This window comes from Massilia aurea (genome assembly GCF_040790145.1).
In the GTDB taxonomy this organism is placed as follows: Bacteria; Pseudomonadota; Gammaproteobacteria; order Burkholderiales; family Burkholderiaceae_D; genus Telluria; species Telluria aurea_C.
Genome location: NZ_JBFMMP010000001.1, coordinates 260,311 through 275,414, shown reverse-complemented (window position 1 = coordinate 275,414; position 15,104 = coordinate 260,311). Strand labels below are relative to the sequence as shown.

The 15,104-nt window shown below is 65.2% G+C and carries 12 protein-coding genes; 3 read left to right on the top strand and 9 right to left on the bottom strand.

Going from position 1 to position 15,104, the window contains the following annotated elements:
* Positions 1 to 59: 59 nt before the first annotated feature.
* Entirely contained in the window at positions 60 to 1,028 is a 969-nt protein-coding gene (locus tag AB2N08_RS01195) for an IS1595 family transposase (protein ID WP_367608800.1), read from the top strand.
* A gap of 21 nt (positions 1,029 to 1,049) precedes the next feature.
* Here AB2N08_RS01195 and AB2N08_RS01190 read toward each other — a convergent pair whose 3' ends face one another.
* The 8 genes from AB2N08_RS01190 to AB2N08_RS01155 all read right to left on the bottom strand — a co-directional run bounded on the left by AB2N08_RS01190 (position 1,050) and on the right by AB2N08_RS01155 (position 11,303).
* On the bottom strand, positions 1,050 to 2,192 hold the full coding sequence (locus AB2N08_RS01190; protein WP_367608799.1) for a sugar ABC transporter permease: 1,143 nt from the start codon (positions 2,190 to 2,192) through the stop codon (positions 1,050 to 1,052).
* A gap of 16 nt (positions 2,193 to 2,208) precedes the next feature.
* Complete coding sequence (gene xylG, locus AB2N08_RS01185) at positions 2,209 to 3,753, bottom strand: D-xylose ABC transporter ATP-binding protein (protein ID WP_367608798.1); 1,545 nt, start codon at positions 3,751 to 3,753, stop codon at positions 2,209 to 2,211.
* A 109-nt stretch (positions 3,754 to 3,862) separates the two neighbouring features.
* Positions 3,863 to 4,873, bottom strand: coding sequence for a D-xylose ABC transporter substrate-binding protein (gene xylF, locus AB2N08_RS01180; RefSeq protein WP_367608797.1), 1,011 nt, complete (start codon positions 4,871 to 4,873; stop codon positions 3,863 to 3,865).
* A 113-nt stretch (positions 4,874 to 4,986) separates the two neighbouring features.
* Positions 4,987 to 6,768: an IlvD/Edd family dehydratase gene (locus tag AB2N08_RS01175; RefSeq protein ID WP_367608796.1), complete on the bottom strand. Its 1,782-nt coding sequence runs from the start codon at positions 6,766 to 6,768 to the stop codon at positions 4,987 to 4,989.
* A 22-nt stretch (positions 6,769 to 6,790) separates the two neighbouring features.
* Positions 6,791 to 7,675 carry an SMP-30/gluconolactonase/LRE family protein gene (locus AB2N08_RS01170; protein ID WP_367608795.1) on the bottom strand — a complete coding sequence of 295 codons (885 nt, stop codon included), beginning with the start codon at positions 7,673 to 7,675 and terminating at the stop codon, positions 6,791 to 6,793.
* A complete protein-coding gene (locus AB2N08_RS01165) occupies positions 7,672 to 8,475 on the bottom strand; it encodes an SDR family NAD(P)-dependent oxidoreductase (RefSeq protein WP_367608794.1) in 804 nt (267 codons plus the stop codon). The genes AB2N08_RS01170 and AB2N08_RS01165 overlap by 4 nt, the downstream gene beginning before the upstream one ends.
* 41 nt (positions 8,476 to 8,516) lie before the next feature.
* Entirely contained in the window at positions 8,517 to 9,713 is a 1,197-nt protein-coding gene (locus AB2N08_RS01160) for a fumarylacetoacetate hydrolase family protein (RefSeq protein ID WP_367608793.1), read from the bottom strand.
* Positions 9,714 to 10,199: 486 nt separating this feature from the next.
* Positions 10,200 to 11,303 carry a LacI family DNA-binding transcriptional regulator gene (locus AB2N08_RS01155; protein WP_367608792.1) on the bottom strand — a complete coding sequence of 368 codons (1,104 nt, stop codon included), beginning with the start codon at positions 11,301 to 11,303 and terminating at the stop codon, positions 10,200 to 10,202.
* A 228-nt stretch (positions 11,304 to 11,531) separates the two neighbouring features.
* Here AB2N08_RS01155 and AB2N08_RS01150 point away from each other — a divergent pair, with 228 nt between their 5' ends.
* The gene (locus tag AB2N08_RS01150) at positions 11,532 to 13,502 is read left to right on the top strand and encodes a peptidase U32 family protein (protein WP_367608791.1); all 1,971 of its coding nucleotides are present in this window, start codon (positions 11,532 to 11,534) and stop codon (positions 13,500 to 13,502) included.
* A 146-nt stretch (positions 13,503 to 13,648) separates the two neighbouring features.
* Positions 13,649 to 14,383: an SDR family oxidoreductase gene (locus AB2N08_RS01145; RefSeq protein WP_367608790.1), complete on the top strand. Its 735-nt coding sequence runs from the start codon at positions 13,649 to 13,651 to the stop codon at positions 14,381 to 14,383.
* 6 nt (positions 14,384 to 14,389) lie between these two features.
* On the opposite strand, the gene AB2N08_RS01140 is transcribed toward AB2N08_RS01145, so the two are convergent.
* Complete coding sequence (locus AB2N08_RS01140) at positions 14,390 to 15,088, bottom strand: glutathione binding-like protein (RefSeq protein ID WP_367608789.1); 699 nt, start codon at positions 15,086 to 15,088, stop codon at positions 14,390 to 14,392.
* Positions 15,089 to 15,104: the final 16 nt, after the last annotated feature.

Below are 15,104 nucleotides of genomic sequence, written 5' to 3'. Positions count from 1 at the left end.
CATTGAACTGATGAGCAGTCCCGTGGTCCAACTCCTGCCGCCATCAGCAGGAGTCGCCCATGAAGACGCCGCGTTTCAAGAGTTGGTTTGCCAGGCTGCCAGTGCTGAACGGGCCGCAGCGCCGGCAGGTACTCGATGCACTACGTCCCTTGGCCGGGCTCGACCAAGTGGTCGCCCTGATCGATCAAGTCCGGTCGCCCGGTCGCTGCTGTCCCAGCTGTGGTGGCGCGCGCTGCCACCGGCACGGTGTCGCCAACGATCTGCAACGCTTTCGCTGCTGTGCCTGCGGACGCACGTTCAATGACCTGAGCGGCACGCCGCTGGCGCGGCTCAGGCTCAAGGCCAAGTGGCTCGAGTATTCGCAAACGCTGCTCGATTCCCTTCCGGTGCGCAAGGCGGCAGACCGGATCGGCGTCCATCGCAACACGGCATTCCGATGGCGCCACCGCTTCCTGACCTGGGTCAAGCTCGACCGTCCAGCCTGCCTGACTGGCATCGTCGAGGCCGATGAGACGTTTTTGCTCGAATCGCAAAAAGGTTCACGCAAGCTCGACCGGCCAGCGCGCCGTCGCGGCGGGCGTGCCAGCACACGCGGCATCTCGCGTGAACTCGACTGCATCCTGGTGGCGCGCGACCGTCATGGCAACACCATCGATGCTGTCACCGGCCGCGGCGCACTCACGGCGGCGCAACTCGAACGCGACTTGCTGCCCAAGCTCGACCGGCAGGCACTGCTGGCTACGGACAGCAATGCCGCCTACCGCGCCTTTTCACGCAAGCACAAGATTGCGCACGAGGCCGTCAATCTGCGCGCCGGCGTGCGGGTCAGAAACGCGGGCACCAGCGCCATCCACGTTCAGAACGTCAATGGCTATCACCAGCGCTTCAAGGCCTGGCTGCTGGGCTTTCGCGGCGTAGCATCGCGCTACCTGCCCAACTATCTGGGCTGGCGCTGGGCGCTCGACGGCCGCCGGATCAAGTCCGCAGAACAATTGATGAGCATCGCGATCGAGGTCATCAACACCTAATGTGTACTGCGCCTTTTATACTTAGCGCGTGCTGCTGCGCGTCGCTACATCCAGCCACACCGCCAGCGTCAGGATCAAACCCTTGACGATCATCTGCCAGTAGGCGTCGACGTCCAGCATCGACATGCCGTTATCCAGGCTCGCCATCACCAGCGCCCCGACCAGCGCGCCATGCACGGTGCCTGCACCGCCGCGCATCGAGGTGCCGCCGATGAAGCAGGCTGCAATCACGTCCAGCTCCGCCGACACGCCGGCCGACGGCGAACCGGCCGCCAGGCGCGCCGTGTTGATCAGGCCAGCCAGCGCGCACATCAGGCCCATCAGGCCGAAGATCCACAGCTTGACCTTGCGCACGTCAATGCCCGACAGGCGCGTCGCTTCCATATTGCTGCCCACCGCGTAGATGCGCCGACCGAACACGGTCTGGCGCGCGATATAGCTGAACACGCCCAGCAGCACCAGCAGGATCAGCACCGGCAGCGGAATACCTTCATAGCTGTTGAAGGTCGAGATCAGGCCGGCCAGGACAACGCCCGCCACTACCACGCGCAGCGCCGAACGCCACATCGGAATCACCGGCAGCTTGTGGCGCGCCTGGCTCGCGCGCTGGCGCCAGACGAGCACGCAGCTCAGGATGAACAGGCCCACGCCCAGGATACTGCCCCACAATGGCGGCAGATAGGCCTGGCCCAGCTGCTCCATACCCGGCGAGACGGGCGCGATGGTGGCGCCATCGGTCAGGCCGAGCACGACCCCGCGATACGCCAGCATCCCGCCAAGGCCGACAATGAACGAGGGTATGCCCGCATACGCCGTCAGGTAGCCGTTGAGGAACCCGCACAACAGGCCCGCGCCCAGCACGATCGCCACCGACATGGGCAACGGCAAGCCGTGCGTGACGTCGAGCACCGCCGCCATGCCGCCCAATAGCCCAAGGAGCGAGCCGATGGACAGGTCGATTTCGCCGGCGATGATGACGAACACCATGCCGCAGGCGAGGATGCCGGTGATCGACATCTGGCGCATCAGGTTCGACAGGTTGCGCGCCGACGTGAAGCCGCCGTCCGTCTTCCAGCTGAAGAACGCCCAGATCAGCGCGATCGCCACCAGCAGCGCCAGAATTTTGTACTGCGTGAAAATGCGTTTGAAGGTCGTCGTGTTCATTGTGTGATGTCGGTTGTCATGTGTGGTTCGATGGTGAAGCTGCCTGGCCCAGGGCGGCGGCAAGCACCGTTTCCTGGCTCAGGTTCTGGTTGACGAAGTCGCCGCACAGGCGCCCTTCCTTCATCACCAGCACGCGGTCGGACACGCCCAGTACTTCGGCCAGCTCGGACGAGACCATGATGATCGCGATGCCCTGCGCCGCCAGCTCCAGCATCAGTTTGTAGATCTCGAACTTGGCGCCGACGTCCACGCCGCGCGTCGGTTCGTCCAGGATCAGCACTTTCGGGCCGGTCAGCAGCATCTTGGCCAGCACCGCCTTTTGCTGGTTGCCGCCCGAGAGCGATGTAATCGGCAAGGCCGGCGTGGCGGTCTTGAGCGCCAGCCGGCTGATTTGCTCGCTGACCGCGCCGGCTTCTTCGTTGTCGTCGATGCGGCTGCCATGCGAAAAGCGCGGCAGCACCGACAGCGTGATGTTCTCGCCCACCGACAGGTCGCGCACGATGCCGTGGTGCTTGCGGTCTTCGGGCACCAGCGCGAAGCCGGCGCGGATGGCTTTCAAGGGCTCGGACGTATCGGCCTTGCTGCCCTCGAGCCAGACTTCGCCTTCGTGCTTGCCCGGATACGCGCCGAAGATGGCCGTCACGAGCTCGGTGCGGCCGGCGCCGACAATGCCGGCGATACCGAGGATTTCGCCGCGCCGCACCTGGAACGACACGTCGTCGACCTTCTTGCGGCGCGGTTGCTCCGGGTCGTAGCAGGTGATGTGGCGCGCCTCCATGACCACCTCGCCCACCGGATGCGGGAGCGACGGGTACATCTGGCTCATCTCGCGCCCGCACATCTGGCTGACGATGCGATCCACGCTCATCGCGTCCATCGGCGTGGTGGCGATATGCTTGCCGTCGCGGATGACGACGACCGTGTCGCAGATGGCCGCGACTTCTTCGAGCTTGTGCGAGATGTACACGCACGCGACACCCCGGCTTTTCAGGTCGCGGATGATGTCGAGCAGGACGGCAATCTCGGACGCCGTGAGCGACGCCGATGGCTCGTCGAGGATCAGGATGCGCGCGTTCTTGTTCAGCGCCTTGCCGATCTCGATCAGCTGCTGGTGCCCGCCGCCGTAATGCTTCACCGGCAGCACCACGTTTACGTCGGGCAGCTTCAGGCCGCGCAGTATCTCCTGGGCCTTGTGGTTCATCGCCGGATAATCCATGCGCCCGCCGGGCAGCGTGATCTCGTTGCCAAGGAAGATATTCTCGGCCACGCTCAGTTCGGGCACGAGCATCAGTTCCTGGTGGATGATGATGATGCCGGCGTCTTCGGTCTCGCGCACCGAACGCGCGCGCAACGGCTGGCCATCGAAGACGATCTCGCCCTCCCAGGTGCCGTGCGGGTAGACCGCCGACAGTACCTTCATCAGGGTCGATTTGCCGGCCCCGTTTTCGCCGCACAGGCCGATGCATTCGCCCGGCCGGATCGCCAGGTCGATGCCGTCGAGCGCAGGCACCCCATTGAATCGCTTGGCGATTCCCTTCATTTCAAGCAGATAGCCGGACATCGAACGACGCGCCTCCAAACATGACACCACCCGGCCGAGCGGCGCGGGCGCTGCAATTGAGCTGAGAGTCAGTTGCGACTCACTCAGTTGCGACTCACTCAGTTGCGATTCATTTACCCGCGAGCTGGCCCTGGGTATAGAAACCGTCCTTGACCAGCAGGTCGACGTTGCCCTTGTTGAGCAGGATCGGCTTGAGCAGCACGGTGTTGACCTGCTTGAAGCCGTTATTGAGTTGCGCGTTGTAGGCGGGCTTCTCGTTGCGCACCAGTTGCACGGCCAGCGTCGCGGCGCTGGTAGCGATATTGCGCAGCGGTTTGTAGACCGTCATCGACTGTGTGCCGGCGATCACGCGGCGCACTGCCGCCAGGTCGGCGTCCTGGCCCGACACCGGCACCTTGCCGGCCAGCTTCTGCGAGGCCAGCGCCTGGATCGCGCCGCCAGCGGTGGCGTCGTTGGAGGCCACGACGGCGTCGATCTTGTTGCCGTTGGCGGTCAGCGCATTCTCGACGATGGCCATCGCTTCGGACGGGCTCCAGTCCTTGACCCACTGGCGGCCGACGACCTTGATGTCGCCCTTGTCGATCAGCGGCTGCAGCACGGTCATCTGGCCTTCGCGCAGGATCTTGGCATTGTTGTCGGTCGGCGCGCCGCCCAGCAAGTAGTAGCTGCCTTTCGGTTTGAGCGCGACGATCGCCTGCGCCTGCAGCTGGCCCACGGCCTTGTTGTCGAACGAGATGTAGGCGTCGACGTCGGCGTTCAGGATCAGGCGGTCGTACGACAGCACCTTGATCTTGGCCTTCTTCGCTTCGCGGATCGCGTTATTCAGCACAGTGGCGTTGTACGGCACGATGACCAGCACGTCGACGCCGCGCGAGATCAGGTTCTCGATCTGGGCGATCTGGCGCTGCTCGCTGGCGTCGGCCGATTGTACGTACACCTTGGCGCCGAGCTTTTCGGCCGCGCCGATGAAGTAGTCGCGGTCGCGCGTCCAGCGCTCCAGGCGCAGGTCGTCGATCGAAAAACCGATCTTCGGATTCTTGGCGTCGGCCATGGCGGGCGCGGATACGGACGCGAACAAGACGGCGCAACCGATGCCGACTGCGGTGATAAGTTTTTTCATGCTTTGTCTCCTGATTATTGATCGACGCCTGAACGCTACCGTTCCGGCGAAGTACCGTCATTCTGCTCAAGAATTGGTATTTATGCCAATCATTACGCCACTTTTAGTAGGGCTTAATGGTTATGCCTTGGCATCGCACCGGCCACGGCCCGATACGGCAAGGCCAGTTCCATGCAGGCGCCCGTGTGAAGCTGGCCGACCGTGGCGCGATAGATCTCTTGCCACGGGGTCTGGCTTGGCGGAATCGCCGGTGGTGTATCGAGCTTGCGTGCCTCGAGTTCGGCATCCGGCAGCAGCACGTCGCAGCGCCCGTGCACCAGGTCCACGCGAACCACGTCGCCCGTGCGCAGCAGCGCCAGGTTGCCGCCGGCCGCGCTTTCGGGCGACGCATTCAGGATCGACGGGCTGTCCGAGGTGCCCGACTGGCGCCCGTCGCCAAGCGTCGGCAGGTTGCTGATGCCCTGCTTGATCAGGGCGTCGGGCGGCTGCATATTGACCACTTCGGCCGAACCAGGCCAGCCAATCGGCCCCGCGCCGCGAATGACCAGCATCGTGTGCTCGTCGATGCCGAGGGCCGGATCGTTGATGCGCGCGTGATAGTCGTCCGAGCCGTCGAACACGACGACCTTGCACTCGAAGCAGTTCTCGGCGCCCGGCGTGGCCAGGTAGCGCGCACGGAAACTTGGTGAAATCACGCTCGTCTTCATGATCGCGAAGTCGAACAGATTGCCCTTCAAGACCAGGAAGCCAGCATTTTCCTTGAGCGGATCGGCGAACGGGCGGATCATCTCGCGGTCCATCGTCTGGTGCATGACGACGTTCTGCGCCACGGTGGTGCCGGTCACTGTCAGCCGGTCCGAACGCAGCAGGCCAGCCTGATCGAGCTCCCACATCACGGCCGGCACGCCGCCCGCGCGATGGAAGCGCTCGCCCAGGTATTTACCGGCCGGCTGCATATTCAGCAGCAGCGGCACTTCGTAGCCGTAGGTCATCCAGTCTTCGGTCGTGATCTCCACGCCCGCATGGCGCGCCATGGCCATGATGTGCGGCTGCGCATTGCTCGAGCCGCCGATGGCCGCGTTGACCACGATCGCATCGAGGAACGCGTCGCGCGTGAGGATCTTGGATGGCCGCACGTCTTCCATCGCCAGGCCGACGATGCGCCGGCCCGTCTCGTAGGCCATCTGGCCGCGCTCGCGGTACGGCGCGGGAATCGCGGCGCAACCGGTGAGCGACATGCCCAGCGCTTCGGCCACGGCGTTCATCGTCGACGCCGTGCCCATTGTGTTGCAGTGGCCGGCGGACGGCGCCGAGGCGGTGGCGATGTTCATGAATTTCTGCTCGTCGATCGTGCCGGCGGCCAGCTGGCGGCGCGCCTTCCAGATCGCCGCGCCTGAACCGACCAGCTCACCGTCGAACCAGCCGTCGAGCATCGGGCCGCCCGACAGCACGATGGCCGGCATGTCAACGGTGGACACGGCCATGAGCTGGGCCGGCGTGGTCTTGTCGCAGCCGGTGGTGAGCACCACCGCATCGATCGGGTAGCCGTGCAGGATCTCGACCAGGCCCAGATAGGCCAGGTTGCGGTCGAGCGCCGCGGTCGGACGGCGACAGTTCTCGAAAATCGGGTGCAGCGGGAATTCCATCGGGATGCCGCCGGCGTCGCGGATCCCGTCGCGCACGCGCTTCACCAGTTCCAGGTGGATGCGGTTGCACGGCGTGATGTCGCTGCCGCTCTGGGCGATGCCGATGATCGGTTTGCCCGAGCGCAGTTCGTCGGGCGTGATCCCGTAGTTCATGAAGCGCTCGAGGTACAGCGCCGTCATGTCGATCCGCTCCGGATTGTCGAACCAGTCTTGCGACCGGAAGCGGAAGGTGGATTGCTGCTTGGTCATGCTGATGATTCTCCAGTTCGCGTTACAGGTGCAGCGCGTGTTGCGGCAGTCCCGGCGTCTCGGCGCGGAACGTAAACAGGCCGCCGGCCAGCGGCTGCGCCAGCAGGTCGGCGTCCGACAGGCCCTTGCGTGCGGTGGTCGCGAACACGGTGCGCAGGTCGTCGCCCCCAAAGGCCGGCTTGGTGATGTTCGCGCACGGGAAGCGCACTTCGCCGACCTTGCGCCCTTGCTGGTCGTAGCGGTCGATGCGCCAGCCGCCGAAGACCGCAACCCACAGATACCCTTCGGCATCGACGGCCATGCCATCCGGATGGCCGCTGCCTTCGTGCCGGATGAACAGGCGCTTGCCGGCGATGTCACCCGACGCGGTCAGGTCGAACGCGTAGATTTCGCGGGCCAGCGTGTCGGTGTGATACAGCGTGGCGCCATGCGGACAGACGGCCGGGCCGTTGGTGATGATGTAGCCGGTATCCATGCTGCGCGCGGGCGTGCCCGCGCCAGTGAAGCGGTACAGCGCGCCGGTGGCGTTGGCTTCGCCGTTGTCCATCGAGCCAAACCACAGCCGGCCTGCTGCATCGACGTGACCGTCGTTGAAGCGGTTGCCCGGCAGGTCGGCCTCGATGCGCGCCAGCGACATGAAGGCGCCGTCGTTCTCGGCAAAACGGTACAGGCCATCTTCGAGGCCGCATACCATGCCGCCGCCGGCCACCGGCGCGAGAAAGCCGATCTGCGATGGCGCGTCCCAGCTCTGGCGCGCACCGCCATCTTCGTTGCAGCGATGGATGCGGCGGCCCTTGATGTCGACGAACCAGATCTGGCGCCGCACTGCATCCCACAAGGCGCCCTCGCCCAGCGTTGCCGCCACGTCCCACAGGCAGTGCACGGGGGGTGTCGCGACGGCGGTCATGCGCCGTACCAGCCGGCGTCGACGAAGTATTCGCGGCCGCTGCAGCGGCGCGCGTTGTCGGACGCCAGGAACAGCGACAGCGCCGCCACGTCCTGCATCTCGACGCGCTGCGGCAGGCACTGGCCCGCCAGGATGCGCGCTTCTTCTTCCGGCGTGTGCCACAGCGCCTGCTGGCGCGGGGTGCGCACGGCGCCCGGGATCACGGTGTTGACGCGGATATTGTCGGGGCCGAGGTCACGCGCCAGGCCGCGGCTCATCGCTTCGATGGCCGCCTTGGCCATCATGTACAGCGACAGCTGGTTCGAGGCCAGGTACCACGAGATCGAACCGAAGTTCAGGATCACGCCACCGCCCTGGCGCCGCATCATGGCCACGGCCGCCTGCGTGCAGAAGTAGGTGTGGCGCAGATTGACCGCCATCCGGCTTTCATAGTAGGCGGGCGTCACGTCGTCGATGCCGTGGCGGTCGTCGTTGGCCGCGTTATTGAGCAGGATATCGATGCCACCGGCATCCTGCTCGATGGCGGCGAAGGTCGCGGCCAGCGCATCGAGGTCGGTCAGGTCGCACGGCATGAAGCGCGGCTTGTGCGCGGACCCGCCCAGCGAGTCGGCCAGCGCGCGTGAGGCGGCTTCGGCGATGTCGAGGAACCAGACCTGGGCGCCCTGGCTGGCGAACGCCGTTACCAGTTCGCTGCCGATGCCGGTGCCGCCACCGGTGATGACGACGCGCTTGTTGCGCAGGTCGGGATAGGTCGCGTAGACCAGGTTGGCAGGCGTAGAATCAAGGGTCGAATCGTGCATCGTAAGCTCGTGGTTATCGTGGAGCGCGCTGTCGGGCGGGGTCATGATGGGAGGCCGGCCAGCAGCTTGCGGCGGGCCAGGTTCTGGTACAGGGCGCGCACGCCGAAGGTCCATGGGGCGATGGCGTCGCTGCGACCGACCGTGTTGACCAGGGCGCCCAGCGCCGGCGTCGAGATGGTGACCGTGTCGCCCGGGTGGTGCGTAAAGCCGCCGCCGGCCGCATCGCGGTCCTTGATTGGCGAGAACATCGTCCCCAAAAACAGCATGAAGCCGTCCGGGTACTGGTGGTGTGCACCGCAGGTCTGGGCGACCAGGTCGAGCGGGTCGCGACTGATCTCGCGCATGCGGCTCGAACCGGCCAGCGTGAAGCCGTCGTCGGCGCCTTCGATCAGCATGCCCACTTCGCAGCCACGCAGCGTGTCGAGCGTGAAGTCGCCGTCGAACACGCGCACGAACGGGCCGATCGCGCACGAGCCGTTATTGTCCTTGGCTTTGCCGAGCAGCAGCGCGCTGCGCCCTTCGATGTCGCGCAGGTTCACGTCGTTGCCGAGCGCGGCGCCGACGATCTCGGCGCGGCTGTTCACGGCCAACACGATCTCGGGTTCCGGGTTGTTCCAGTGCGAGGTTGGATGCAGGCCGACCACCGCGCCGTGGCCGACCGACGACATCGGCTGCGACTTGGTGAACACTTCGGCGTCGGGGCCGATGCCCACTTCCATGTACTGCGACCACAGGCCGCGCGCGGTCAGTTCGGTTTTCAGGCGCATCGCGGCGTCGGAGCCCGGCACCATCTCGGCCAGGTTGGTGCCGATCGTTGCCTGCAGCTCGGTGCGCAGTTCGGCGGCGCGGGCTGGCACGCCCTTGGCCTGTTCTTCGATGACGCGCTCGAGCAGGCTGACGGCAAAGGTCACGCCGGCGGCCTTGATCGCCTGCAGATCGCAGGGCGCAAGCAATTGAAGACCGCCTTCGCCCAGGCCGCCCTCGATCGCAGCCTGCAGCAGGCTGGCGGCGGCGCCCAGGTCGTCGCCGTCGGCGCTCTTGACGATGGCCAGCATATCGGCGGCGTCGCGCTCGAACAGGTCGGCAACGGTGGCCGCATGGTGCGTGATGTCGATCAGGCGGCCGGCGCGCACGGCGACGACGGCCGGACCGTCGACCGGCGCCGGGCGCCAGACGCGGCCGACCAGCAGGGCCGACGCGATATCGTCGGGTAGCGCATTGACAGGATGTGCGGTCATGATCTCTCTCGTTCGTGGTAACGGATCGCGGTCGCGGCGGACGTGGGCAGATGGCGTCGCGCGGGCCGGGACAAGTCGGGACTCAGGAGGCGTGACGGGAAGGCGCGCGGCGCAGCATCGCTGCGGCCACGCCGGCGGGAAGCCGGGTGTGCGGGTCTGGCATGGTCGTCTCCTGAAACTTTCTCATTATTTTTATGTCGCTTCACAACAATCCATTAACAGGATTGTTAGCGCAACCATTGCAGTCTAAACTTCTGTTCCGACGGTTGTCAACGAATTATTGGAAAGCTTGCCGGCGGCCGGGATGGATGTGAATCACGTCGCGAATCAGGTGACGATGTGGGCAGCCAATTCCTCGCACGCGCCCTGCGCGAACGCCGCGCTCGGAAACCTCGATGGACAGCGAGAAGGCTGCAAGACCGCCCTGCTATCGACGCGCACGCGCGCCGGGCTTGCCGAATGGACTCTGTAATGTCGAGGGTGGCCTCAGAGCGCCCGCGCCGCTGCCGGCAAGCGTGCCGGCGGGCGCACGCGCGGCGCGGCGTCGGACTGGCGCCGCACGAGCACGAAGTCCATGCGCGTCTGCTCGGGTTCGGCCGGTTCTTCTTCGCGCATCGCCCGCACCCGGCGCACCAGCGCCTGCACCGCTTCGCGCGCCATCTCGGCAATCGGCTGGCGCACGGTGGTCAGTTCGGGCCAGATGGTGGTGGCCAGCGCGGTATCGTCGAAGCCAGTGACGGTGAGGTCGCCCGGCACGTCCAGCGCCAGCCGGTGCGCGACGGCCACCGTGGCGGCGGCCATGTCGTCGTTGCTGGCAAAAATGGCCGTGGGCCGTTCGGCCAGCGCCAGCAACTGCTCGGCAGCGTCCAGGCCCGAACGGTAGGTGAACATGCCCTGCACCACGAGTTCGTCGGACGCGTCGGCGTTCATCTCTGCAATTGCCGCTTGGTAGCCGGCGAGCCGGCGCGCGCTGGCGCTCTGGTTCGGGTGGCCGACGATGAAGCCGATGCGCTGGTGGCCCAGGGCGATCAGGTGGCGCGTCATGTAGTGGGCGGCGTCGAAGTCGTCAATGCTCACCGCACCCAGCCCGGCGGCGGGCGAGCCACAGGCGACGACCACGGCCGGAATGCCGGCGCGCGCCACGCAGCCGAGCACCGCTTCGCTGTCGCACAGCGGCGGCGGCAGGATGACGCCATCGAGGCCGTTGTCGATCAGGCGCTGGGTGTGTTCGGTTTCGTGGTTGCCCGCCTCGCACTTCTCGACGAAGAGTTGGACATTGTTCAGGCCCGACTGGTTCAGCAGGCCGACGAGAAATTCGCTGAGGTAGGCCGCGCTCGGGTTGCTGTATAAAAAGCCTACCCGGATCGGCTTGGAGCCGGCCAGGTTGCGCGCTTCCTGGTTCGGCGTGTAATTCAGTGCAGCCACGGCGTCGGCCACCTTGCGCCGGGTGCTCTCGCGCACCAGGGTCTTGCCATTCATCACGCGCGACACCGTCATGGCCGACACGCCGGCCAGTTTCGCGACGTCCACCATGGTGGGTTTACCGTGCTCCATCGATTCTCGGATGGCGTCGATCGTCGCTTTACTCATGTTGGGAATGTTTTCAGGGCCAGGGGAAGAGGTTCGATGTTAGCACAGCGCAGCGTCAGTTTGCGCTAACATCGACGGCTTGACGGTGGCCGCAACTAACGCGCCGGGCGACGCCTGCTTGCGAGTGTGACCACACGGTGTGGCGGCATCGGCGGCGCGACGTGCGCCGCACATGACGGCGGCACGCCGACTGGCTATAATCCCGGACTTCGCATCGAAGGATTCACCATGTCATTGCTAGCCCACGAGCTTGAATTGCTGTCGCCCGCCAAAACCGCCGAGATCGGGCGCGAGGCGATCCTGCACGGGGCCGACGCCGTGTACATCGGCGGGCCGGCGTTCGGTGCGCGGCACAATGCCAGCAACCCGCTCGAGGACATCGCCGGGTTGGTGCAGTTCGCGCACGCCTACCGGGCGCGCATTTTCGTCACCATGAACACGATCATGCACGACAGCGAACTCGAGCTGGCGCGCAAGCAGATCTGGCAGCTGTACGAGGCCGGCGTCGATGCGCTGATCATCCAGGACATGGGCTTGCTCGAACTCGACCTGCCGCCGATCCAGCTGCATGCCAGTACCCAGTGCGATATCCGGGGGGCCGAGAAGGCGAAATTCCTCGCTGACGTCGGCTTTTCGCAACTGGTGCTGGCGCGCGAACTGACGGTCGAGCAAATCCGCAAGATCCATCAAGTGACCGACACGCCGCTCGAATACTTCGTGCACGGCGCGCTGTGCGTGGCGTATTCGGGCCAGTGCTATATCTCGCACGCCGACAACGGCCGCTCGGCCAACCGCGGCGACTGCTCGCAGAACTGCCGCCTGCCCTATACGCTGAGCGATGGCCAGGGCCGCGTGGTCGCGTTCGACAAGCACCTGCTGTCGATGAAGGACAATGACCAGAGTCGCAACCTGGGCGCGCTGGTCGATGCCGGCATCCGCTCGTTCAAGATCGAAGGCCGCTACAAGGACATGGGTTACGTGAAAAACATCACGGCCCATTACCGCCTGCTGCTCGACGAACTGCTGGAGCAGCGCCCGGAATTCGTGCGCGCCTCGAGCGGCCGCACCCGCGTGATGTTCACCCCGGACGTCGACAAGAACTTCCACCGCGGCCATACCGAATACTTCGCGCAGGGTCGCCTGACCGATATCGGCGCCTTCGATTCGCCGAAATACGTTGGCGTCGAACTGGGCATCGTCGCGCGCCTGAACGGCGACAGCTTCGATGTCGTCACGGGTGCGCCGATGGCCAATGGCGATGGCCTGAACTATATGTACAAGCGCGACACGGTGGGCATCCAGGCGAATAAAGCCGACAAGCTCGGCGACGAGGCCGATGGCCAGCGCTGGCGCGTGTATCCGAACGAACCGATGCAGACCCTGGCTGGCCTGAAGGTCGGTACGGTCATCCACCGCAACCGCGACCACGGCTGGGAAGCGACGCTGAATAAGAAGTCGGCCGAGCGCAAAGTGGCGCTTGAACTGATCCTGAGCGAACAGGCTGACGGGCTGCGCCTGGATATCATCGATGAAGACGGCATCGCCTCGGGTGCGGCGGCGGCCATTGCACTGCAGCCGGCCCAGCAGGCAGCGCAGGCCGATGCCGCGCTGCGATCCAGCGTCGCCAAACTCGGCAACACGATGTTCGAGGCCGGCCATGTCGAGCTCAAGCTGAGTCAGCCATGGTTCGTGCCGAGCGCGGCGATCAATGCGCTGCGGCGCGACGCGATTGCGGCGCACGAAGCGGCGCGACTGGCGGCCTGGCAGCGGCCCGAGCGCAAGGCGGCGAGCGTACCACCGGCCGTGTATCCGGACTTGCAACTGAGCTATCTGGCCAATGTGTATAACGACAAGGCGCGCGCGTTTTACCAGAAGCACGGCGTGCAACTGATCGACGCGGCCTACGAGGCGCACGAGGAAGCTGGCGAAGTGTCCTTGATGATCACCAAGCACTGCCTGCGCTTCTCGTTCAACCTGTGCCCGAAGCAAGCCAAGGGCGTGCAAGGCGTACAGGGCCAGGTGAAGGCCGAACCGATGACGCTGGTCAGTGGCGAGGACCGCTACACGCTGCGCTTTGACTGCAAGCCGTGTGAAATGCACGTGGTCGGCGCGATGCGCTCGAACATCCTGAAGCAGCCGCCACCGTCGGCGGTGTCGCACACGCCGTTGACGTTCCATCGCCAGCGGCCGCGCGCCTGATCTGTCGTTGTCCCTCAAACGGCGCCTGCGGGCGCCGTTTTGCATTTCCGGAGGATCGTGCAATCGATGGCGAGGTTTCGGCATGGGCGGCGCGCCGCTGCGTGTCCATACTGGCTCCACTTGTTCAACACACCAGGAGTCCTATCATGGAACACGCATCGAAAGTCGTCCTCATCACCGGCGCCAGTAGCGGCATCGGCGAAGCCACCGCCCGTTTTCTCTCCGCGCAGGGGCACCGGGTCATTCTCGGGGCACGCCGCACCGAGCGACTGGTGACACTGGCGGGCGAGATTCGCGCCGCCGGTGGGACGGCCGACGTCGCCCAGCTCGACGTCACCAGCATGGACAGCATGCAGGCCTTTGTCGAGCTCGCGCTCGACTGCCATGGCCAGGTCGACGTGCTGATCAATAATGCGGGCGTGATGCCGCTGTCAAAGCTCGAAGAGCGCAAGATCGACGAGTGGAACCGCATGATCGACGTGAACATTCGCGGGGTGCTGCATGGAATTGCCGCCGTGTTGCCGGGGATGCAGTCGCGGCGTAGCGGTCAGATCATCAACATCGCGTCGATCGGCGCGTATGCAGTCAGCCCGACGGCGGCCGTGTATTGCGCGACCAAGTTTGCGGTGGCCGCCATCACCGATGGCTTGCGACAGGAAGTTGGCGGCGATATCCGCGTCACGCTGGTCTCGCCCGGCGTGGTGGAGTCGGAGCTGGCCGAGTCGATCTCGGACGCCGGCGCGCGCGAGGCGATGCGCGATTTCCGCAAGGTGGCGATCAAGCCGGACGCCATTGCGCGGGCGATCGGGTTCGCGATCGACCAGCCGGCGGACGTGGATGTCAGCGAGCTGATCGTGCGGCCGACGGCCAGCCCGTATTGATGGGTCTTACGCCGGAATCTTGAGGCCTTTTTGCACGGACGGTCGTGCCAGGAAGGTTTCCAGCGCGCTTATTACGTGATGAAAATCCGCACTCCCGACCAGGTCGCCTGCTTTGTAGAAATTGAGTAGGCCATTGATCCACGGGAATACCGCGATATCGGCGATCGTGAATTCGTCGCCCGCAATCCACGCGTGCTGCGCCAGTTGCTCATCGATGACGCCCAGCAGGCGCCGTGATTCGTCGGCGTAGCGGTCGCGCGGGCGCTTGTCCTCGTAATCCTTGCCGGCGAACTTGTGGAAGAAGCCGAGCTGGCCGAACATTGGCCCAACGCTGCCGATCTGGAACATCAGCCATTGAATCGCCTGATAGCGCGCAATCGGATCTTGCGGCAAGAGCTTGCCGGTCTTGTCCGCCAGATAGATCAGGATGGCGCCGGACTCGAACAGCGGCAACGGCTCACCGCCCGGACCGTCCGGGTCAATGATCGCGGGAATCTTGTTGTTCGGATTGAGCGACAGGAAGGCCGGCGAGTGCTGGTCGTCCTTGGCGAAGTCGACCTTGTGAACTTCGTACGGCAGGCCGATCTCTTCCAGCATGATCGGGATCTTGACGCCATTTGGCGTCGGCAGCGAGTACAGCTGCAGCCGGTCCGGGTGCTGCGCCGGCCATTTTTGGGTGATGGCAAATGCGGAGAGATCGGTCATGGTGGATTTTCTCCCG